General features: G+C 56.5%; 18 protein-coding genes and 2 pseudogenes. 15 read left to right on the top strand and 5 right to left on the bottom strand.

Annotation, left to right across the window (positions count from 1 at the left end):
• Positions 1 to 43: 43 nt before the first annotated feature.
• Both dps and rhtA read right to left on the bottom strand, forming a co-directional pair.
• Positions 44 to 547 (bottom strand): DNA starvation/stationary phase protection protein Dps, encoded by a 504-nt coding sequence (dps, locus tag F3I15_RS14140; protein WP_039383410.1) that lies wholly within the window; start codon positions 545 to 547, stop codon positions 44 to 46.
• 304 nt (positions 548 to 851) lie between these two features.
• A complete protein-coding gene (gene rhtA, locus F3I15_RS14145) occupies positions 852 to 1,742 on the bottom strand; it encodes a threonine/homoserine exporter RhtA (protein ID WP_150018338.1) in 891 nt (296 codons plus the stop codon).
• A 369-nt stretch (positions 1,743 to 2,111) separates the two neighbouring features.
• On the opposite strand from rhtA, the gene ompX reads away from it, so the two are divergent.
• On the top strand, positions 2,112 to 2,624 hold the full coding sequence (gene ompX / locus F3I15_RS14150; protein WP_150018339.1) for an outer membrane protein OmpX: 513 nt from the start codon (positions 2,112 to 2,114) through the stop codon (positions 2,622 to 2,624).
• Positions 2,625 to 2,762: 138 nt separating this feature from the next.
• Here the strand turns inward: ompX and F3I15_RS14155 are convergent, their stop codons facing one another.
• Complete coding sequence (locus F3I15_RS14155; protein ID WP_071669023.1) at positions 2,763 to 2,954, bottom strand: hypothetical protein; 192 nt, start codon at positions 2,952 to 2,954, stop codon at positions 2,763 to 2,765.
• A gap of 224 nt (positions 2,955 to 3,178) precedes the next feature.
• On the opposite strand from F3I15_RS14155, the gene mntR reads away from it, so the two are divergent.
• The 9 genes and pseudogenes from mntR to F3I15_RS18485 form a co-directional block, all read left to right on the top strand.
• Entirely contained in the window at positions 3,179 to 3,637 is a 459-nt protein-coding gene (gene mntR, locus F3I15_RS14160; protein ID WP_150018340.1) for a manganese-binding transcriptional regulator MntR, read from the top strand.
• 21 nt (positions 3,638 to 3,658) lie between these two features.
• A complete protein-coding gene (locus tag F3I15_RS14165) occupies positions 3,659 to 4,768 on the top strand; it encodes an SLC13 family permease (protein WP_150018341.1) in 1,110 nt (369 codons plus the stop codon).
• Between the two features lie 161 nt (positions 4,769 to 4,929).
• Positions 4,930 to 6,090 (top strand): HlyD family secretion protein, encoded by a 1,161-nt coding sequence (locus F3I15_RS14170; protein WP_150018342.1) that lies wholly within the window; start codon positions 4,930 to 4,932, stop codon positions 6,088 to 6,090.
• Entirely contained in the window at positions 6,087 to 7,655 is a 1,569-nt protein-coding gene (locus F3I15_RS14175) for a DHA2 family efflux MFS transporter permease subunit (protein WP_150018343.1), read from the top strand. The genes F3I15_RS14170 and F3I15_RS14175 overlap by 4 nt, the downstream gene beginning before the upstream one ends.
• A 1-nt stretch (position 7,656) precedes the next feature.
• Positions 7,657 to 9,140, top strand: a pseudogene (locus tag F3I15_RS14180) (efflux transporter outer membrane subunit).
• 242 nt (positions 9,141 to 9,382) lie between these two features.
• Positions 9,383 to 10,861, top strand: coding sequence for a sugar porter family MFS transporter (locus tag F3I15_RS14185; protein WP_150018344.1), 1,479 nt, complete (start codon positions 9,383 to 9,385; stop codon positions 10,859 to 10,861).
• A 403-nt stretch (positions 10,862 to 11,264) separates the two neighbouring features.
• On the top strand, positions 11,265 to 11,666 hold the full coding sequence (locus tag F3I15_RS14190) for an H-NS family nucleoid-associated regulatory protein (RefSeq protein ID WP_039383432.1): 402 nt from the start codon (positions 11,265 to 11,267) through the stop codon (positions 11,664 to 11,666).
• Positions 11,667 to 11,949: 283 nt separating this feature from the next.
• Entirely contained in the window at positions 11,950 to 13,542 is a 1,593-nt protein-coding gene (locus tag F3I15_RS14195; RefSeq protein WP_039383434.1) for an ABC-F family ATPase, read from the top strand.
• A 113-nt stretch (positions 13,543 to 13,655) separates the two neighbouring features.
• Positions 13,656 to 13,766: pseudogene (locus tag F3I15_RS18485) on the top strand (hypothetical protein); the annotation flags it as partial.
• A gap of 56 nt (positions 13,767 to 13,822) precedes the next feature.
• Here F3I15_RS18485 and moeB read toward each other — a convergent pair.
• Positions 13,823 to 14,578 (bottom strand): molybdopterin-synthase adenylyltransferase MoeB, encoded by a 756-nt coding sequence (gene moeB, locus F3I15_RS14205; protein WP_150018345.1) that lies wholly within the window; start codon positions 14,576 to 14,578, stop codon positions 13,823 to 13,825.
• Positions 14,578 to 15,813 (bottom strand): molybdopterin molybdotransferase MoeA, encoded by a 1,236-nt coding sequence (gene moeA / locus F3I15_RS14210; RefSeq protein WP_150018346.1) that lies wholly within the window; start codon positions 15,811 to 15,813, stop codon positions 14,578 to 14,580. Before moeA ends, moeB begins: the two co-directional genes overlap by 1 nt.
• A gap of 284 nt (positions 15,814 to 16,097) precedes the next feature.
• Between moeA and F3I15_RS14215 the strand changes: the two genes are divergently transcribed.
• The 5 genes from F3I15_RS14215 to gsiD all read left to right on the top strand — a co-directional run bounded on the left by F3I15_RS14215 (position 16,098) and on the right by gsiD (position 22,378).
• Positions 16,098 to 17,048, top strand: a complete 951-nt coding sequence (locus F3I15_RS14215; protein ID WP_150018347.1) for an isoaspartyl peptidase/L-asparaginase family protein — start codon at positions 16,098 to 16,100, stop codon at positions 17,046 to 17,048.
• Positions 17,049 to 17,060: 12 nt separating this feature from the next.
• The gene (gene gsiA / locus F3I15_RS14220) at positions 17,061 to 18,896 is read left to right on the top strand and encodes a glutathione ABC transporter ATP-binding protein GsiA (RefSeq protein ID WP_150018348.1); all 1,836 of its coding nucleotides are present in this window, start codon (positions 17,061 to 17,063) and stop codon (positions 18,894 to 18,896) included.
• 61 nt (positions 18,897 to 18,957) lie between these two features.
• Entirely contained in the window at positions 18,958 to 20,493 is a 1,536-nt protein-coding gene (gsiB, locus tag F3I15_RS14225; protein WP_150018349.1) for a glutathione ABC transporter substrate-binding protein GsiB, read from the top strand.
• Positions 20,494 to 20,541: 48 nt separating this feature from the next.
• Entirely contained in the window at positions 20,542 to 21,462 is a 921-nt protein-coding gene (gene gsiC / locus F3I15_RS14230; RefSeq protein ID WP_150018350.1) for a glutathione ABC transporter permease GsiC, read from the top strand.
• A 10-nt stretch (positions 21,463 to 21,472) separates the two neighbouring features.
• Complete coding sequence (gene gsiD / locus F3I15_RS14235; protein WP_150018351.1) at positions 21,473 to 22,378, top strand: glutathione ABC transporter permease GsiD; 906 nt, start codon at positions 21,473 to 21,475, stop codon at positions 22,376 to 22,378.
• The last annotated feature ends 58 nt before the right edge of the window (positions 22,379 to 22,436 follow it).

Consider the following 22,436-nt stretch of genomic DNA (forward strand, 5'->3'; position numbering starts at 1 on the left):
AGCTGAGGCAATAAAAAAGGCGGGTTAACCCCGCCTCTGATAGTTATTCGATATTGGCTTCGATAAACCACAGGAACTTATCGAGGTCACGGGACGCTGCGGTAAAGATATCGGCAGTGTCTTCATCTTTGACTTCGGTGATCGCTTTGCGGGTATCGTTAGCCACAATGGCATAGCGATCGGCCAGCGCTTTGAGGTGATCCTGAACGCTGTGAATGTTCAGCGGATAGCTCTGCAGCGGCGTTTTATCATTCACGACCTGCGTGGTGCCCAGCGCCACACCACCCAGCTGAATAACGCGCTCGGCGATGGTGTCCTGATGTTCGGTGATAGCGGCACGGAAACCATCCAGCATTTCATGTACGCCAATGAAGTTTGCGCCACGCATGTTCCAGTGCGCCTGTTTGGTGATCAGGGACAGGTCAATGAATTCCACAACCAGACGGTTGAGCACCTCAATGGTGGCTTTCTTTTCGCTGTCAGCCACATCATTGCGGGTGTAAATCAGATCGGAAGCGTTGTTTTTAACCAGTTTTGCGGTACTCATCATTTATGTCCTCTAATTGATGTTGTCCTAATCAAGCACGGAAATAAGTATAGCAGCTGTTATAAAATATGCTGAAGCGATCTGGCCGATAGCAGAGATAGATAAAGACATCATGCAGCGCTGCGGATTAGATCATGCATTAGTTCTTAATAATCATATGTTTATTATATATGTCTGAAAGATGTTATCAGTGTGACAAAATAATAACGGCCCGGCAATGCAATAAGGAATGATAATGATTCCGGATGCCGGCGCAGCCTGCTGAAATAACAGGCTGCGATGGACAGCGATAATTAAGCGTAATTCAGGTGACTTCTTTCAGACGGGCTTTCTGGCGCATGGTCAGCGTGGTGCCTGCCGACGCGGTGATAATCGCCAGCAATCCTGACCACTGCGGCAGGGTGAGCTGTTCACCCAGAAACAGCATGCCGGAAAGGGCGGCTACAGCAGGTTCGAGGCTCATCAGCGTGCCAAAGATCCGCGCCGGCAGGCGGGTCATGGCAACCATCTCCAGTGAATAGGGAATGGCGCTGGAGAGCAGCGCGATCAGCAGCGCCAGCGGCAGAATCTCCCAGTGCCAGATGCCGGGCGAGGCAAACAGCAGTCCCAGCGGCACAAAGATAACGGAAGCGATAAGCGAGCCCATTGCCACGGTTGCCGGGCCGTGCTCCGCGCCGGCACGCTGTCCGGAAAGAATATAAATGGCCCAGCAGACGCCGGCGCCTACTGCCAGCAGTGCGCCGAGCGGATCAATATGGCTGATGCCGTCACCGATTGGCAGCAGAAACCAGAGTCCGGCGACCGCCAGTGCTATCCAGAGAAAATCAAGCAGCCGGCGTGCGCCTGCCAGCGCCAGCGCCAGCGGACCGAGAAACTCCAGGGCCACGCCCACACCCAGCGGGATTGTCCGCAGGGCGAGGTAAAACAGAAAGTTCATACAGCCGAGCGCCAGGCCATATATCAGCAGCGGTTTACGCTGTGCCGGAGTAAAGCGCAAACGCCAGGGTTTAAAGAAGAGACAAAGCAGCAGCGTACCGAGTCCGAGACGCAGCGCAGTGATGCCAGGCGCGCCCGCGACGTCAAACAGCGATTTTGCCAGCGAGGCGCCACCCTGCAGCGACATCATAGCGACAAGCAAAATCACAATGGGCAGCCATACGGGAAAGCTATTTTTACGAGAAAGAGGCGCAGACATCCTGTTGTCGATTCCGGAAATGAGGGGTGAGCGAAGGAGAGTAGCTTAAAGCAAATGCAGGCTGACGGGAAAAAATAAGGCCAGTTACCCTTCAGAAAATGGCTAAAAAAGAGCCGTTTACAGGGCCAATTTTGTAAAGAATTGTCAGATTACTTTAGGAATTTACTTAAAGGCATTTTTTGTTCGCAGAATTATTGAACTAAATATCGACGCATTTTATAAGTAAAATGAATGACATAGGAAAATTCATTAACTTTCTGTTACACCAAACAATCTCTTGGACAACAAAATCCGGGCAGAGTTTCTCCCTGACTTTTGTTATATTTTTAGCGTTGTCAGGAGAGAAGTATTTTCACATTTGAGGTGGTTATGAAAAAAATTGCATGTCTTTCAGCACTGGCTTGTGTACTGGCAGTTTCTGCTGGCTCAGCCATGGCACAGAGCACCGTTTCTGGCGGTTACGCACAGAGCGATTATCAGGGCGTTGCTAACAAAGCTAACGGCTTCAACCTGAAATACCGCTACGAAGACGGTTCCAACCCACTGGGCTGGATCGGTTCTTTCACCTACACCGAAAAAGATCGTACTGAAGATGGCTTTTACAACAAAGGCCAGTACTACGGCTTCACCGGCGGCCCGGCTTACCGTCTGAATGACTGGGCGAGCATCTACGGCGTTGTAGGTATCGGCTACGGTAAATTCCAGCAGAACGAATCTGCCGGTCAGTCTAAATCTGACAGCAGCGACGTAGGCATCGCGTATGGCGCAGGTCTGCAGTTCAACCCAATTGAAAACGTTGCACTGGACGTGGGCTACGAGCAGAGCCGCATCCGCAACGTTGACGTAGGCACCTGGATCGCTGGCGTCGGCTACAGCTTCTAAGTTCAGCTTAGACCAGAGTTGCACATGAAACGGTCCCGCAGGGGGCCGTTTTTTTTTGCCTGAAGAGGATGCCGGTACAGCAGGGCAGAAAAACAAAAACCCGCCATCAGGCGGGTTAAGCAGTAGCCTTGCGGGCTTTCAGCCGCGCCAGATAATCTGGTTGCACGGGCGTTCACACTTTTTGCCTGCGAGCTTTTCCAGCAGCATCAGGCGGAGCGCAAAGGGCGAGCGGCTGAACAGGCAGAGCAGCGATTTGATATCAAAAGCGGGCTTGCGCTGAGCGGCTTGCGGGCACTTGCCGCAATCAAGGCAGTTTTTCAGGGTGCTCATCTTCACCTCCCCATGAATAACAGATGATGCGTAAGCGCTGGTGCGTACCGGACATTGCTGCCTTTTCACGCTTTTCGCTTACATCATGTACAAAGATAGCATTGGCTATACTCTTTAGCCAACACTATTCATGAAAAATTTGTGCTTATTTGCGCCTGGTTTACAATGAGCGCAGCCAGTCCGCACGGCAGGTAAGGTGCGGCAGATAATAAAGAGGAAGCTTAATGAGTCGTCGTGCGAAAAGTGCCATCAATACCCCTCAGGGGCCGCTTAAGGATATTGAGGAGCATGTTGAAGGCTTTCGTCAGGTGCGCGAAGCTCATCGTCGTGAACTGATTGATGATTACGTCGAGCTGATCTCCGATCTCATTCGTGAATTTGGTGAGGCGCGTCAGGTAGATATGGCGGCGCGCCTCGGCGTATCGCAGCCTACCGTGGCAAAAATGCTGAAGCGTCTGAGCACCACCGGCCTGGTAGAGCAGGTGCCCTATCGTGGCGTATTCCTGACGCCGGAAGGTGAAAAACTCGCAGAGGCGAGCCGCGTTCGCCACCATATCGTTGAAACGTTTTTGCTGGCATTAGGCGTCAGCCCGGAGACCGCGCGCCGCGACTCTGAAGGGCTGGAGCATCACGTCAGCGACGAAACCCTGGCCGTCTTTCAGAAATTTTATGAGAACCGTTAACTTATAAGGCCTGCCGCTATCATGCCCATCGTGCTTCGATCCTTAATGCGTGACCGTATTTTGCATTTGTTGTTACTGCTGGGTGTGATACTGCTGCCGCTGGCAGAGTATCGCTGGTCGCAGCTGCCGGCTGCCGTAGACTGGCAGACCATCATGACGCTGACCGGCCTGCTGATGCTGACGAAAGGGCTGGAGAACAGCGGGTATTTTGACGTACTGGGCGCCCGCCTGATTCAGCGTTTTCAGCATGAACGTGCGCTGGCGCTGTTTATGGTCTGCGCCGCCGCGCTGCTTTCAACCTTCCTGACCAACGATGTCGCGCTATTTATTCTGGTGCCGTTGACGCTGACGCTGCGTAAATTTTCCCATCTGCCTGTCTCGCGGCTCATTATCTTTGAAGCACTGGCGGTCAACGCTGGATCGCTGCTGACCCCGGTCGGCAATCCGCAAAATATTCTGCTGTGGAGTCACGGCTCGCTGAGCGTGGGCGGATTCATCCTGCAGATGCTGCCGCTGGCGGCTGTGCTGATGATAACGCTGATCGCGCTGACCTGGTGGAGCTTCCCGGCACAGCGCATAGACAAACACAGCGACGCCGGGTCGCAGCAGTGGAGCCGGCGCCTGTTCAGCGTCAGTCTGCTGCTCTATATCGTGTTTATTGTGGCGCTGGAGCTGAAGATGACGGGCTGGGCGCTGCTGCTGGTCGCCGCCTGCTTTCTGATCATGGCGCGAGGGGTGCTGGCCGCAATCGACTGGAGCCTGCTGCTGGTTTTTGTCGCGATGTTTATCGACGTCTTTTTGCTCATGCATCTGCCTGCCCTGCAGCCGTGGTTTGCCCGTATCGGACAGCTGGGGGAGGGCGGTATCTATTTACTGGCTATCGGCCTGTCGCAGTTTATCAGTAACGTCCCGGCCACTATCCTGCTGCTGCAAAAAACCGATCCCTCTGTGGTGCTCGCCTGGGCGGTGAATATCGGCGGCTTTGGCCTGCTGCCAGGGTCGCTGGCGAACCTGATTGCGCTGCGCATGGCGCAGGATAAAAAAGTGTGGTGGCGTTTTCATCTCTTCTCACTGCCGATGCTGGCGTGGTCAATGCTGTGCGGCTGGCTGCTGCTGCAGTGGCTTCACTGAGTACGGGCGCTGGCTCTTCAGCGCCTTAGCCGCTGCTGTGGCATAACGTGCCGCCCGTCTCCACTTATGTAAAGTTACACTGGAATTTGTCAATTTATTATCTAATGTTAAGTTGACCGTTTATGCCCGGGGATCGGGCTTTCAGCCAGTGATGACAAATTATGAGCGAAAATCAGCAGCAGGACCCGCAGAAGCCGTCAGATAACGACAACGATCCGCAGAAGGATAACAGTCAGCAGCAGCAGCAACAGGACAAAGATAATCAGGATGACGATCAGCCGCGTAAGCGGCCGGGTAAAAAGCCGCTGATTATTCTCGCGATTGTTGTGGTGATTATGCTGATAGTGGGGTTCTGGTTCTGGTTTACCACCCGCAATATTGAAACCACCGATGACGCCTTTACAGAGGGTAACGCCGTTACCGTGGCACCTAAAGCTTCAGGCTACGTGGTGCAGCTGCTGGTAAAAGATAACCAGCGGGTGAAAAAAGGCGACCTGCTGGTGGTGATCGATCCGCGCGACAGCGCTGCACAGCGCGATCAGGCGAAAGCACAGCTGGGGCTGGCTCAGGCTCAGCTGCATCAGGCGCAGGCGCAGCTGGCGCTTTCGCGCGTGCAGTATCCGGCGCAGCGCGATCAGGCGCTGGCGCAGCAGGCGAGCGCGCAGGCGAACTTACTCAATGCGCAGGCGGATTACCGCCGTCAGCGCGGCGTGGATCCCCGCGCCACGTCTCAGCGTAATATCGACACCGCCGCGGCGCAGCTGCGCTCAGCGGAAGCGCAGCTGCAGAGTGCTAAAGCGCAGGTTGAGGTCGCCTCACAGGTCAAACTGCAGATCCGGCAACAGGAAACAAATGTGGAAGCGCGCCAGCAGCAGGTGGAGCAGGCGCAGGCGCAGCTTAATACCGCAGAGCTGAATCTCTCTTATACTGAAGTACGTGCCCCTTACGACGGTTTTGTCACCAAACGCAACGTGCAGCTCGGTACGCTGGTGCAGGCGGGCTCAGCCCTCTTTTCGCTGGTGTCACCCGATATCTGGATCACCGCGAATTTCAAAGAGTCACAGCTGGCGCGCATGAATCCGGGTGACAAAGTCGAGATCAGCGTGGACGCATGGCCTGATATGAAACTGCACGGCCACGTCGACAGCATTCAGATGGGTTCAGGCTCACGTTTCTCCGCCTTCCCGTCAGAGAACGCTACCGGTAACTATGTGAAAATCGTGCAGCGCGTCCCGGTTAAAATCGTTATTGATAGCGGACTGGATCCTGACCATCCGCTGCCGCTTGGACTCTCGGTAGAGCCTGAGGTGACGGTAGAATGAGTGCAGGCGAGAGCTGGCGCCCGGCCAGCAACCCCTGGCTGGTCGCCATTACGGTCACGCTGGCGGTGTTCATGGAGATCCTGGACACCACCATCGTTAACGTTGCGCTGCCGCATATCGCGGGTTCGCTCTCCTCCAGCTATGACGAATCCACCTGGGTACTGACCTCCTACCTGGTCGCGAATGGCATTGTGCTGCCGATCTCCGCTTTCTTCAGCCGCTTATTTGGCCGCAAGCAGTTTTTCCTGATCTGTATTGTGATGTTCACTATCTGCTCGTTTCTTTGCGGCATTGCCACCGAGCTGTGGCAAATCATTCTGTTTCGTGTGCTGCAGGGCTTTTTTGGCGGCGGCCTGCAGCCGGTTCAGCAATCGGTACTGCTCGATTACTTCAAGCCGGCCGATCGCGGTAAAGCTTTTGGTCTCTCTTCGATTGCAATTATTGTGGCACCGGTGATTGGCCCGACGCTGGGCGGCTGGATCACCGACAATTACAGCTGGCGCTGGGTCTTCTTTATTAATATTCCGGTAGGGATTTTAACCGTGCTGGCGATCTATCAGCTGCTTGAAGATCCGCCGTGGGAGCGCAAATGGGATAAAGGCCGGCTGAAAATTGACTATATCGGCATCAGCCTGATTACGCTGGGTCTTGGCTGTCTGCAGGTGTTTCTCGATCGCGGTGAGGATGAAGACTGGTTCGCTTCGCACTTTATTCGTCTGTTCGCCATGCTGGCCGCGGTGGGGCTGGTGGGCGCGGTTTACTGGCTGCTCTATGCGCGTAAACCGGTCGTGGATATCCGCGTGATGAAAGATCGTAACTTCTGGGTCGCTGGTCTGCTGATGGCCGGTATGGCTATGATCCTCTACGGCAGCTCAGTAGTGCTGCCGCAGCTGGCGCAGCAGGATCTGGGGTATACCGCCACCTGGTCAGGGCTGGTGCTGTCGCCCGGTGCCGTATTGATCGTGCTGACCATTCCGCTGGTACTGAAGCTGATGCCAGTTGTGCAGACGCGCTATATTATCGCCTTCGGCTTCAGCTGCCTGGCGCTGGCCTTTTTTTACTCCAGTACGCTGACGCCGGACGTGGATTTCAAAACCCTGGTGCTGATGCGCAGCGCGCAGTCTATCGGGCTGGGCTTTCTGTTTGTTCCGCTTACCACCATTGCGTTTGTCACGATCCCGCAGAAGCTTAATGCCGATGCGTCCGCGCTGTTTACCATGTTTCGTAACGTGGCCGGATCCATCGGTATCTCACTGGCAACCGCCGGGATCACCGAGCGTGAACAGGTGCGTTCCGCGCACATGGTGCATAACATGTCGCCGCTGAATGAGCAGTTCAACCTGACACTGCAGCAGTGGGCTCAGGCGATCCGCGATTTTACCCAAGTGGCTGGCGATCCGCTGCAGCTTGCCGCGGGTCAGCTCTATCAGGAGATGATCGCTCAGGCGCGCATCCTTGCCTATATCGACGTGTTCACGGGACTGAGCATCGTCGCCATGATACTGATCCCTCTATGTTGGTTACTTTCGCCGATTAAGAGCGAAGGCAGTGCAGGAGCACACTAAAATGAGAACCTTTTCACGCGTTGCGCTGCCGCTGACGCTGCTGCTGGCGGGCTGTGCCGTCGGCCCCGACTATCAGCCTCCGCGCCCGCAGACGCCCGGCAGCTTTCACGCACTGTCGTCACAGGAAACCTCTAAGCCGCTGGCTGCTGCACCCAACCCGCTCTGGTGGCGCAGCTTTAACGATCCGCAGCTTAACAGCCTGATCGATCGCGCCATCAGCGGTAACCTCTCGCTGCAGCAGGCGGTGTTACGCATCGCCGGTGCGCGGCAGCAGCTGGCGCAGGCGCGCGGGGGGCTGTTTCCCGCGCTAAATGGCTCAGCCAAAGTCACGCGGCAGCAGCTGGGTCTGAAAGGCCTGCTGAAATCCAACGGCGTATACGATCGGGTGGATGATGATATTGCCGGACAGCTGGATGGACTGAACCACTCCGTCACGCTCTATCAGGGCAGCTTCGATGCCAGCTGGGAGCTGGATATCTGGGGCAAGGTACGCCGGCAGATGGAGGCCGCCGATGCGCAGCAGCAGGCAGCTGTTGCACAGCGTGATGACGTACTGATTTCAGTAGAAGCTGAAGTGGCGCGCGCCTATCTGCAGCTGCGCGGAGCGCAGGCGGTGCTGGCTACGCTGCAGACGCAGATAAAAGTTGCGCAGGAGACCTGGGAGCTGACGCAAAGCCAGCAGCAAAACGGGCTGGCACCGGCGACAAATGTGGAAAACGCCCGGGCACAGCTCGCCTCGCTTAATGCGCAGCTGCCGCAGTATGAGGCGCAGGCGCGGCAGGCGATGAACGGTCTGGCGGTCCTGCTCGGGAAAACGCCCGGCGCGCTGGATAGTGAGCTGATGACGGCGAAAGCGCTGCCGGCTTTGCCAGGCCTGGTACCAGTGGGGATCCCGGCGACGCTGGCGCGCCGGCGGCCCGATATTCGCCAGGCTGAAGCCACGCTTCATGCGCAGACCGCCAATATTGGCGTTTCGGTTGCCAGCCTCTTTCCNGCAATACCGACGCCAGCTACCTTGATGACTGGAGCAGCCACTTTTTCAGCATCGGTCCGTCACTCTCTATTCCAATCTTTCAGGGCGGACGGCTGGTTTCCAGCGTGAAGCTGGCGCGGGCACAGCAGGCCAGCGCCGCACTGGATTACCGGCAGACAGTGCTGACGGCGCTGCAGGATGTGGAGAATGCGCTGGTCAGCTACCGGGCGGATCAGCAGCAGGTTACCGCGCTGGATGAAACCACCGGTGCACTGCAGCGAACATTCGATCTGGCCAGTGACAGCTACCGACAGGGCCTGACAACCTTTCTTGACGTGCTGGATGCGCAGCGACAGCTGGCGCAGGCAAAAGCACAGTCGGTACAGGCGCGTACGCAAAGCGCGCTCGATCTGGTCGCGCTCTATAAAGCGCTGGGCGGCGGCTGGGAAAATTATCAGCAGGTGACTCTGCCAGACTACGCAGTATTTGGTCCGGCCACGCAGGTCAACTGACGTTCAGGTCGTCCCGATAAAAGGACGACCTGATAATTGAAATAAATGTTCCTTTTTATGTAAGGATTAAATTTTGAGCGTATTGTCGCTGACATAAAAAGAGATTCACGCTGAGTTTATGTGATCGGTATCTAATTTCCTGGCATCAGTTATGATGAACATGGCAAAACTAAAATTTCATATTTAATTTTTATGGCAAAAATACTCTATTTTTGATGCATCTTTCAGAAATGGAGTTAGCTATGCCTCGTGAAACCTGGCTTACCCTCAATAAAGCCTCAGGACCGAACAGTAATACGCGTACTGAACCCTTCGTTAAAGTGATAGCGGCCGTTGCCACTCTCGGCGGGCTGCTGTTCGGCTATGACACCGGCGTCATCTCCGGCGCACTGCTCTTCATGGGGGATGATATACATCTGACGCCGTTAACCACCGGCCTTGTCACCAGCAGTCTGCTGTTTGGTGCGGCATTTGGTGCGCTGATATCGGGGCATTTTGCCGCAGCGGTCGGGCGGAGAAAAATCATTCTGGTACTGGCAACCATTTTTGCGGCCGGCGCGCTGGGCACGGCGCTGGCGCCGGATGCTGAATGGATGATTTTCTTCCGCCTGGTCCTCGGGGTCGCCGTCGGCGGCGCGTCTGCCACCGTTCCGGTTTACATTGCGGAGATGGCGCCTGCCAATAAACGCGGTCAGCTGGTCACAATGCAGGAGCTGATGATCGTCTCCGGCCAGATGCTGGCCTATATCTCCAATGCCGGGTTTCATGCCGCCTGGGGCGGTGAAAGTACCTGGCGCTGGATGCTGGCGGTGGCGACGCTGCCCGCAGTGCTGCTCTGGTTTGGCATGATGTTTATGCCGGATACGCCGCGCTGGTATGCCATGAAAGGGCGTCTGGCTGAAGCCCGCAGAGTCCTGGAGCGGACCCGCGCACGTGAGGACGTGGAGTGGGAGATGATCGAGATCACTGAGACGCTGGAAGAGGAGCAGCAGCAGCGTCCGCGCCTGCGCGAGTTACGCCAGCCCTGGCTGCTGAAACTCTTTTTCATCGGCACAGGCATAGCCGCTATTCAGCAGCTCACCGGCGTCAACACCATCATGTACTATGCGCCGGTAATGCTGAAAGCCGTAGGTATGGATGATAATGCGGCGCTGGTTGCCACCATCGCCAATGGCGTTATCTCAGTGCTGATGACCTTTGCGGGGATCTGGCTGCTGGGGCGTATCGGACGCCGCCCCCTCGCGCTTATCGGACAGATAGGGTGTACCGCCTGCCTGGTTTTTATCGGGGCCGTCAGCTACTTCATGCCGGAAACGGTAAATGGTCAGCCTGATATGCTACGCAGCTATATGGTCCTGCTGGGCATGCTGCTGTTTTTAAGTTTTCAGCAGGGAGCATTATCACCGGTTACCTGGCTGCTCTTATCCGAAATCTTTCCGACGCGGCTGCGCGGTATATTTATGGGCGGGGCGGTATTTGCCATGTGGCTGACTAATTTTACTATCTCGTTACTGTTTCCGCTGCTGCTTGCATGGGTGGGGCTGTCAGGGGCCTTTTTTATTTTTGCCGCAGCCGGCCTGTTCGGAACGCTGTTTGTTTTCTGCTGCGTACCGGAAACCCGTAATCGTTCGCTGGAGCAGATTGAGCATTATCTGCGCGACTGGCTGACGGAAACATCGCCGCGTCAGGTAATGAGGCCATCGGCCCAGAAGGGGAGTTAAAAATAGATTTCTCTGATAAAACCGGCGCAGGCCGGTTTTTCTTTTTAGTCGGTCAGTCAGGCTGAGAGCCACATCAATAAAACGCGCATTAAAAGTGAATAACGGATACATGATTAATTATTTTTACGCTTCGCCTGCAGGATGTCACAAACTAAAATTTCGCTAACTACTTGTTTCGCTCGCGGGATTAGCAAATGAAATCGATATCAATGCAATAGCTGCCCGGAAACCTTATCAGTTTATTAACGCTTAATGTTAACCGGTAAGGCTTATCCTTACTGAACAATAACAATAAGCGAACCTGTTAAGAATAATCCGGTCTGCAAAATTAATTTATTTTTTTATTTGAATTGGGTAATCTTGCCGCTACAGTTTATTTATACCCCTTAACAAGGACATTGTGATGAGTGACGCATTTAAAGTACTGAACAACATTCGCACATTACGTGCGCAGGCGCGTGAACTGCCACTGAGCGATCTGGAAGAGATTCTGGAAAAATTAACTGTCGTTGTGACTGAGCGTCGTGAAGAAGTTGAAGCCGAAGAAGCGCAAAACCGCGAAAAAGAAGAGAAGCTGTCTAAATATCGCGAAATGCTGCTGGCTGATGGCATCGATCCTAACGAATTACTGGGCGCACTTGAAACCGGTAAAAAACGCGCCAAGCGCGCACCGCGTCCGGCTAAATATACTTATACCGACGAAAACGGTGATGAAAAATCCTGGACCGGTCAGGGCCGCACGCCAGCAGCGATTAAAAAAGCGCTGGATGCCGGCAAGAGCCTGGACAGTTTCCTGATTAAATAAGCGACGCAATCCTTGTATATGGGAGCCGGAGGCATATTGCCTCCGGCTTTTTTATTGGCTGACGTTTTAATTTATGTAACAAACTGCGCTAACTGATAACGATGACGTAACGTCGGCAGGCGAGAAGCGTCTGCTACCGGATGCCAGCAACGCTATTTTGCGTCTGCTAACAATCCCTTTGCGTAAAAGCTGCGCCATTGCCAGGCGCAGACTGGCTCATATAGCCCATCTCTGGCATAATGCCCGCTGTTTTTTCATCCACCGTGTAACAAAGGTCAATGCCGTGTTAGTTTCCAGCAATATCACTATGCAGTTCGGCAGCAAGCCGCTGTTTGAGAATATCTCCGTTAAGTTTGGCGGAGGTAACCGTTACGGTTTAATCGGTGCAAACGGCAGCGGTAAATCGACCTTTATGAAAATACTGGGCGGCGATCTGGTGCCTACCAACGGCAATGTCTCACTCGATCCCAACGAGCGTATTGGTAAGCTTCGTCAGGATCAGTTTGCCTTTGAACAATATAGTGTGCTGGATACGGTCATAATGGGGCACCAGGAACTCTGGGCCGTAAAAGAAGAGCGCGATCGTATTTACGCACTGCCAGAAATGAGTGAAGCAGAAGGCTACAAAGTTGCCGATCTCGAAGTCGCCTACGGTGAAATGGATGGATATAGCGCGGAATCCAGAGCCGGTGAGTTATTGCTGGGCGTCGGTATTCCGGTGGAGCAGCATTACGGGCCGATGAGCGAAATCGCACCGGGCTGGAAACTGCGTGTGCTGCTGGCGCAGGCGCTGTTCTCTAATCCCGATATTCTGCTGCTTGATGAGCCGACGAACAACCTGGATATTGATACTATCCGCTGGCTTGAGCAGGTGCTGAACGATCGTAACAGTACCATGATCATCATTTCGCATGACCGTCACTTTTTAAATATGGTCTGCACCCATATGGCGGATCTTGATTATGGTGAGCTGCGCGTCTATCCCGGTAATTATGATGAATATATGACCGCGGCGACGCAGGCGCGCGAACGTCTGCTGGCCGATAACGCGAAAAAGAAAGCGCAGATTGCTGACCTGCAATCTTTTGTCAGCCGCTTCAGTGCTAACGCCTCTAAATCCCGTCAGGCAACATCGCGCGCAAAACAGATTGATAAAATCAAACTGGATGAAGTCAAAGCCTCCAGTCGTCAGAATCCTTATATTCGCTTTGAGCAGGATAAGAAATTATTCCGTAATGCGCTGGAAGTTGAAGCGCTGACGAAAGGATTTGATAACGGCCCGCTCTTTAATAAGCTGAACCTGATGCTGGAAGTGGGCGAGAAGCTGGCAATTCTGGGTGCCAACGGTATTGGTAAATCCACGCTGCTGAAAACGCTGGTGGGCGAATTAACGCCGGATAGCGGCAGCGTTAAATGGTCTGAAAATGCGCGCATCGGCTATTACGCACAGGATCATGCCGAAGATTTTGCCGAAGACCTTAGCGTGTTCGACTGGATGAGCCAGTGGAAGCAGGATGGCGATGATGAACAGGCCGTGCGCAGCGTACTGGGCCGCTTACTGTTCAGCCATGACGACATCAAAAAACCAGCTAAAGTGCTGTCGGGCGGTGAGAAAGGACGGATGCTGTTTGGCAAGCTGATGATGCAGAAGCCAAACATTCTGATCATGGATGAGCCGACCAACCACCTGGATATGGAATCGATCGAATCACTGAACATGGCGCTGGAGATGTATGAAGGCACGCTGATCTTTGTTTCACATGACCGTGAATTTGTCAGCTCGCTGGCGACGCGCGTGATGGAGATGAAAGGTGAGCGCATCGTTGACTTCACCGGTAACTATGAAGATTACCTGCGCAGTCAGGGCATTTCATAAACCCTGCTCTTTCTGTCTGCTTAACAGGCCGCCCGACCGGGCGGCCTGTTTGCATTTCAGGGGACGCCACACACGTCACAGTGTGCGTCCTGCATCACCTTCATAGTGCGNACCGTGAATTTGTCAGCTCGCTGGCGACGCGCGTGATGGAGATGAAAGGTGAGCGCATCGTTGACTTCACCGGTAACTATGAAGATTACCTGCGCAGTCAGGGCATTTCATAAACCCTGCTCTTTCTGTCTGCTTAACAGGCCGCCCGACCGGGCGGCCTGTTTGCATTTCAGGGGACGCCACACACGTCACAGTGTGCGTCCTGCATCACCTTCATAGTGCGAAATTCAGCGCGCATTGCGTCATACATCAGCAGGCGTGAGCGGGCGGGTTCACCAAACGCGGTAAGCAGTTTCAGCGTCTCCATCGCCTGCATCGCGCCGATTACGCCCACCAGCGGGGCCATGACGCCAGCTTCCACGCAGCTCAGCGTCTGTTCGCCAAACAGGCGGCTGATGCAGCGGTAACAGGGCTCGCCAGGCTGCCAGGTAAAAACGCTCAGCTGACCTTCCATGCGGATCGCCGCACCGGAAATCAGCGGGACTTTTTGCCGGAAACAGAGGCGGTTCAGCTGCTCACGCGTAGCCACATTATCCGTGCAGTCCAGCACCGCGTCATGCCGCGCAATCAGTGCGCTTAGCGTCGCATCGTCGGCCTGCACGTCACAGGTTTCAATAATGCAGTGCGGATTGATTGCCGCCAGCTGCGCGCGCGCTGATTCTACTTTGGGCTGGCCAATCATCTCATCACGATGCAGGATCTGCCGCTGCAGATTGCTCAGGCTGACGGTATCAAAGTCGAGCAGCGTCAGATGCCCCACGCCGGCGGAGGCGAGCCAGGGCGCAGCCGCGCATCCCAGCCCCCCCAGGCCGACGATCAGCACGCGTGACTCAGCGAGCTGCTCCTGTGCGGCAAAGTCGAAGCCGCGCAGGACAATCTGCCGGTTGTAGCGCAGCATCTCTTCATGCGTCAGTTCACGCGACATTACCCCTCCAGCAGGCTGTTAAAGGGCTCAACCTCAACCCATTCACCCGCTTCTGCCGTACCGCGTTCGCGCTCCAGCACAATAAAGCAGTCGGCCAGCGCAAATGAACTGAAAACATGAGAGCCCTGCGCACCGGTGGAGCGCACCTCCAGCACGCCTTCGCTGCTGCGGCTGAGTACGCCACGCTGAAAATCGAGGCGCCCCGGCGATTTTTTCAGACGATCCAGCGTCCGCGCACGCTGGCGCAGCGGCATTGCCGGCGTTGTCTGGCCGCTCAGCCTGACCAGCAGCGGCTGCACCAGCTGATAAAAGGTCACGGCGGCGGAGACCGGATTGCCCGGCAGCCCGCAGAACAGGCTATTCGCCAGCTGGCCGAAAGCGAACGGCTTACCTGGCTTAATCGCCAGCTTCCAGAAGCTGACAGATCCGAGTTCGTCGAGGATCTCGCGGGTAAAATCAGCTTCACCTACGGAGACACCGCCGGTGCTGATGACCACATCGGCCTGGCTGTCTGCTGCCGTGAAGGCGTGACGCAGCGCGGCCGGGTCGTCCGCGATAACGCCGAGGTCAATAACCTCGCAGCCCAGTTTGCTGAGCATCAGAGAGACGGTAAGGCGATTGGTATCATAAATCTGGCCCTCTGCCAGCGGTTCACCCACCGCCTGCAGCTCATCTCCGGTAGAGAATATCGCTACGCGCAGCCTGCGCCGTACCGTTACCCGGGCAATGCCCAGCGAGGCGAGCAGCGGCAGCTCAGCGGCACCCAGCCGCACACCCGCTGCCAGAACCTGATGACCGGCGCGAATATCTTCACCAATACGGCGGATATTCTGGCCTGCGCTGACCGGCGCAGTGATCACAATACCCTCTGCGTGCTGTTCCGTTTGCTCCTGCATGACCACCGCGTCGCAGCCTGCCGGTATCGGGGCGCCGGTCATGATACGGATCGCGCTGCCTGCCGGCCATTCACCGTGCCAGGGGGCGCCGGCAAAGGCTTTGCCCGCCACCGCGAGCGGTGCGCCAGCGCGGAGATCGCTCAGCCGCACCGCGTAGCCATCCATTGCGGAGTTATCAAATGAGGGGACATCCAGCGGTGAAACCACCGCCTCTGCGGTAATACGCCCGGCAGCATTAGCCAGGCTAACCTGTTCGGTCCCGCTGACCGGTTGCAGCGGTTGCAGCATCATGTGCTGCGCCTCTTCCAGTGAAATTAAGCCTGCGGTGTTAGGTTCCATATCGCTCCCTGGCGGATAAATGTCAGATGTCATCTATTATGGGTTAAGGCGCTGGCGTAAGGCCAGACCCGTTTGGCGCGGCCGCACAGATCGCGCGGTGAGCCGTAAACGGGGCCTGCCGGAAAAGGAAAAAGATATAAAGCCTGAAAAAAGGTTATGAGGGCTGATGCACTTTCTGCTTTACAAGCTGCCGGGTGCTTCCTATAGTCGAAAATTGTCTGAAAATGATGAAAACCATTCTAAATCAGTGTTTTTTCTGCTGATAATCCTGACAGGTGCAGCTAATGACCAGGGCAGTAATCGCTATCCACGGCGGCGCGGGTGCGCTTTCCCGCAGTACCATGAGCGCGGCGCGCGAGCAGCAATACCGGCAGCAGCTGCACGACATTGTCGCAGCAGGACAGCAGCTCCTGGCCGCGGGCGGCAGCGCGCTGGATGCGGTGACTGACGCGGTGCGGCGGCTGGAGGCGTGCCCGCTGTTTAATGCCGGGCGGGGCGCGGTGTTCACCCATCAGGGCACACACGAGCTGGATGCCAGCATCATGGATGGCCGCACGCTGCAGGCGGGCGCAGTAGCGGGCGTCAGCCATATTGAACATCCGATCCTCGCCGCGCGTAAAGTGCTGGAGGCGAGTCCCCATGTGCTGCTGATCGGCGCCGGCGCAGAAGCCTTTGCCGTGGCGCAGGGGCTGGAACCCGTTGCCGCTGACTTTTTCTCAACGCCAGAACGCCTGGCGCAGCTGCTGCGCGTGCGCGACAGCAACACCACGCAGCTCGATCACGACGCGGCTGCCACGCCGCTGGATGAGGATCGCAAACTCGGCACCGTAGGTGCGGTGGCGCTGGATCTGCACGGCAATCTTGCCGCGGCGACCTCAACCGGGGGCATGACCAACAAGCAGGCTGGCCGCGTGGGCGACTCGCCGCTGATTGGCGCCGGCTGCTATGCCAGCAACGACAGCGCGGCTGTCTCCTGTACCGGTACCGGCGAAGTCTTTATGCGAACGCTGGCCGCTTATGACGTTGCGGCACAGATGAAATATGCAGGACGCTCGCTGCAGCAGGCGACCGCCAGCGTCATCCACGACACCATTACGGAGCTGGAAGGCAGCGGCGGGCTGATTGCGGTTGATGCACAGGGCAACCTTGCTCTGCCGTTTAACAGCGAAGGCATGTACCGCGGTTTTGCTTACGTTGAGGGTACAGTCGAGGTGGCCATTTACCGCGACAGCTAAGGAGCAGGCAGAATGGAACAGCAACAGGTGCTGGCGGTACGCGATCTGTGCGTCACTTTTCAGCATGAAGAGAGTAAAACTGAAGCGGTGCGTCATCTTTCGCTCGATCTGCTGCGGGGAGAAACCCTGGCGCTGGTCGGGGAGTCTGGCTCAGGGAAATCCGTGACGTCACTGGCGCTGATGCGCCTGATTCAGCAGGCGGGCAGCGAGATAAGCGGTGAGATAAAGCTGCGCCGCCGAAACGGGGAGATCCTGGACGTCATGCGCGCGTCGGCCGGTCAGATGCGGCAGGTGCGCGGCGCTGACATGGCGATGATCTTTCAGGAGCCGATGACCTCGCTGAATCCGGTATTTACCGTGGGCGAACAGATTGCTGAGTCAGTACGATTACATCAGAAGATGAGCCATCAGCAGGCGCTCGCTGAAGCGCGGCGCATGCTGGATCTGGTACGCATTCCGGATGCGCACGCTATCCTGTCGCGCTACCCGCATCAGCTCTCTGGCGGGATGCGCCAGCGCGTCATGATTGCGATGGCGCTCTCCTGCCGGCCTGCACTGCTGATTGCCGATGAGCCGACGACGGCGCTGGATGTCACTATTCAGGCGCAGATCCTGCAGCTTATCCGCGTGCTGCAAAAAGAGATGCAGATGGGCGTGATTTTTATCACGCACGACATGGGCGTCGTCGCTGAAATGGCCGATCGGGTACAGGTCATGTATCGCGGCGATGTTATCGAACAGGCGCCGGTGCAGCAGCTGTTCAACGCACCGGCTCAGCCCTACACCCGCGCGCTGCTGGCGGCCGTGCCCCGGCTCGGTGCGATGAGCGGGCAGCCACTGCCGGCAAAATTTCCTCTGCTGAACGCCGCCGGACAGGAGGCGCCGGCTCTGCCGCAGGATACCGTGCGTCGCGATCGCCCGCCGGTGCTGCAGGTGCGTGACCTGACAACCCGCTTCGACCTGCGTAGCGGTCTCTTTAACCGGGTTACGCGCCGGGTACACGCGGTAGAGAAAGTGAGCTTTGATCTCTATGCCGGTGAGACGCTGGCGCTGGTCGGTGAGTCGGGATGCGGTAAGTCAACCACCGGTCGTTCACTGCTGCGGCTGGTCGCCAGTCAGGGCGGCAGCATCACCTTTAACGGTCAGCGTATCGACGCGCTGCAGGGAAGCGCGCTGGCGGCGCTGCGGCGCGATATTCAGTTTATTTTTCAGGACCCCTACGCCTCGCTCGATCCGCGCCTCACCGTGGGCTTTTCTGTGATGGAGCCGCTGCTGGTCCATCGCGTGATGAGTCGCGCGCAGGCGGAGAAGCGCGTTGCCTGGCTGCTGGAGCGGGTAGGGCTGCAGCCGGAGCATGCGCAGCGCTATCCGCATGAGTTTTCAGGCGGCCAGCGTCAGCGCATCTGTATTGCGCGAGCGCTGGCGCTGAATCCCAAAGTGGTCATCGCGGATGAATCAGTGTCAGCGCTGGATGTCTCGGTTCAGGCACAGATCATCAATCTGATGCTGGATCTGCAGCGGGAAACCGGCATCGCTTTTCTGTTCATTTCGCACGATATGGCGGTAGTGGAGCGTATCAGCCACCGTGTAGCGGTGATGTATCTGGGGCAGATCGTTGAGACAGGACCGCGCCAGGCGGTGTTTGAGCAGCCGCGTCATCCCTACACCCGCAAACTGATGGCGGCCGTACCGGTGGCGGATCCGGCACACCGGCATCGCGAACGGGCGTTAATGGTTGATGAGATCCCCAGCGCCGTACATCCGCTGGGGGATGAGCCGGAAGTCGCGCCGCTGCTGGAGGTGGCGCCAGGACACTTTGTGGCACGCCATGCGATCGGTGGCGCCTGACGAATAACAGAGCGTCCTGAACCCAGGACGCAGCACAAGGGACTACAGGAGAAGCACCATCATGCACCAGATTATGCGTAACGGGATTATCACCGCTGGCGTGCTGAGCGCTGCGCTGTCGCTGCCCGCCTGGGCGGCAAAAGATGCAGTCATTGCCGTGAGCTCAACCTTTACCACGCTGGATCCTTATGACGCCAACGACACATTGTCGCAGGCGGTTGCCAAATCCTTCTATCAGGGGCTGTTCAGCTTTGATAAAGAGATGAAGCTGGTAAACGTGCTGGCCGAAAGCTCTCAGGCCAGCGCTGACGGGCTCACTTACACCATCAAACTGCGTTCCGGCATCAAATTTCAGGATGGTACCGATTTCAACGCTGAGGCGGTGAAGGTTAACCTCGATCGCGCCAGTAACCCCGACAACCATCTTAAACGCTATAACCTGTTCAAATATATTGCGACCACGGAAGTGGTCGATCCGCTCACGGTAAAAATCACGCTGAAGCAGCCATTTTCAGCGTTTATCAACAATCTGGCGCATCCGGCGGCGGCGATGATTTCACCCACCGCGCTGAAAAAATATGGCAAAGAGATTGGCTTCCATCCGGTCGGCACCGGACCTTATGAGTTTGAAACCTGGAATCAGACCGATTTTGTCAAAGTGAAAAAGTGGGCGGGATACTGGAAGCCGGGCTATCCGAAACTCGATACCATTACCTGGCGGCCAGTCGTGGATAACAACACCCGCGCGGCCATGCTGCAGACCGGCGAGGCGACGTTTGCTTTTCCGGTGCCTTTTGAGCAGGCCAAACGCCTTGAAAGCAACGATAAGCTGAACGTCATTACCACGCCTTCAATCATGCAGCGTTATATCAGCCTGAACGTGACGCAAAAGCCGTTTGATAACCCGAAAGTGCGTGAAGCGCTGGAATATGCCATTAACCGCGAGGCGCTGGCAAAAGTGGCGTTTGCCGGTTATGCCACGCCCGCTACCGGTATCGTGCCGCCCTCTATCGATTTCGCTCAGCGTTATCCGGCTATCAAATACGATCCGGCTAAAGCGCGGGCGCTGCTGAAAGAAGCGGGCTACGGCAACGGCTTTGAGACCACGCTCTGGTCTTCGCATAACCACAGCACGGCGCAGAAAGTGCTGCAGTTTACCCAGCAGCAGCTGGCGCAGGTGGGCGTGAAGGTGAAAGTCACCGCTATGGATGCCGGACAGCGCGCTGCGGAAGTGGAAAGCAAAGGGCAAAAAGAGAGTGGCGTACGCATGTTCTATACCGGCTGGTCCGCCTCGACTGGTGAGGCCGACTGGGCGCTGACGCCGCTGTTCGCCACGACCTCCTGGCCGCCAGCGATCTTCAATACCGCGTTTTACAGTAATCCGCAGGTGGATAAAGATCTGGCTGATGCATTAAAGACCACCGATCGTGAACGCAAAGCGCAGCTCTACAAAGATGCACAGGATCGCATCTGGAATGACCATCCGTGGATCCCGCTGGTTGTCGAACAGCTGCTCTCGGCCAGCAACAAAAACCTGACCGGGTTCTACGTCATGCCGGATACCTCGTTTAATTTCGACGAAGCGGATCTGAAGTAACCAGACTGGCCAGCCGCTCCGGCTGGCCGCTGCTGCGCAGGATGTTGCATGCTCAACTACTTTTTAAAACGCTTGCTGGGACTGATCCCCACGCTGCTGATTGTTGCCGTACTGGTGTTTCTGTTCGTGCATCTGCTGCCTGGCGATCCGGCACGTCTGATTGCCGGTCCCGAAGCGGATGCTTCCGTTGTTGCGCTGGTACGCAGCGAGCTCGGACTGGATCAGCCGCTGATCCAGCAGTTCTGGCATTTTATTTTCAACGCGCTGCAGGGGGAGTTCGGCCAGTCGCTGGTCTCTAAACGCCCGGTAGCGGACGAAATCGCGATGCGCTTCTACCCGACGCTGTGGCTGACGCTGACCAGTATGGCGTGGTCAGTGCTGCTGGGTATGGCGCTGGGTATTATCTCTGCCGTGTGGCGCAACCGCTGGCCCGATCGCATCGGCATGACGCTGGCGGTTTCCGGCATCTCGTTCCCGGCCTTTGCGCTGGGGATGCTGCTGATGCAGATTTTTTCGGTGGAGCTGGGCTGGCTGCCCACCGTGGGCGCGGATAGCTGGCAGCACTATATTCTGCCCTCTCTCACGCTGGGCGCGGCCGTTGCCGCGATCATGGCGCGCTTTACCCGCGCCTCATTTATTGAGGTTTTGCAGGAAGATTACATGCGCACCGCCCGGGCCAAAGGCGTGCGCGAATCGCTGGTGGTGGTAAAACATGGGCTGCGCAACGCCCTGATCCCGGTGGTCACGATGATGGGCCTGCAGTTCGGTTTTCTGCTGGGCGGATCCATTGTGGTGGAGGTGGTGTTTAACTGGCCTGGCCTCGGTCGCCTGCTGGTGGACTCCGTTGAGATGCGGGATTACCCGGTGATCCAGGCGGAAGTGCTGCTGTTTTCACTGGAATTTATCCTGATCAATCTGATTGTCGATATGCTTTACGCGGCAATCAATCCGGCTATTCGCTACAAATAAGGAGTCGCAATTGAAAAACTGGCGACGTGATGCGGCAGTGAAACAGCTGCCGCACCTGACGGAAAACCGGGTGCGTACCCCGTGGCGTGAGTTCTGGCGCCGTTTTCGCCAGCAGCATGTGGCGCTGCTGGCAGGCAGCTTTGTCCTGCTGCTGATTATGCTGGCCTTTGTTGCGCCGTGGATCGCCCCTTTCGATGCGGAAAACTATTTTGACTACGATCGTCTGAATGAAGGGCCGTCGTGGCTGCACCTGTTTGGCGTGGACTCGCTGGGGCGTGATATTTTCAGCCGGGTGCTGGCAGGTACCCGTATTTCGCTGATGGCGGGGTTCTTCTCTGTGATCATCGGTGCGCTTATCGGTACGCTGCTGGGTCTGCTGGCGGGGTACTATGAGGGCTGGTGGGATCGACTGATTATGCGCATCTGCGACGTGCTGTTTGCGTTTCCCGGTATTCTGCTGGCGATAGCGGTCGTCGCCATTATGGGCAGCGGGATGAGCAACGTTATTGTGGCGGTGGCGATTTTCAGCATACCTGCGTTCGCCCGGCTGGTGCGCGGTAACACGCTGGTGCTCAAGCAGCAGACCTATATCGAGTCGGCGCGCAGTATTGGCGCGTCAGATCGCACGATTATTTTCCGGCATATTCTGCCCGGCACGATCTCCTCCATCATGGTCTATTTCACCATGCGTATTGGCACCTCAATTATTACCGCCGCCAGCCTCTCTTTTCTGGGGCTCGGCGCACAGCCGCCCACGCCGGAGTGGGGAGCGATGCTGAATGAAGCGCGGGCAGATATGGTCATGTCGCCTCACGTCGCCATTTTCCCCAGCCTGGCGATTTTCCTGACCGTTCTGGCGTTTAACCTGCTGGGTGACGGCCTGCGCGATGCGCTGGATCCGAAACTGAAAAGCTGAGCAGCAAACCGGCCCGGGCCACTAAATGTGTCTAATATTGAAGGAGCAGCGATAACGC

Source organism: Pantoea sp. M_9 (genome assembly GCF_008631385.1).
GTDB classification, from domain to species: Bacteria; Pseudomonadota; Gammaproteobacteria; order Enterobacterales; family Enterobacteriaceae; genus Pantoea; species Pantoea eucrina.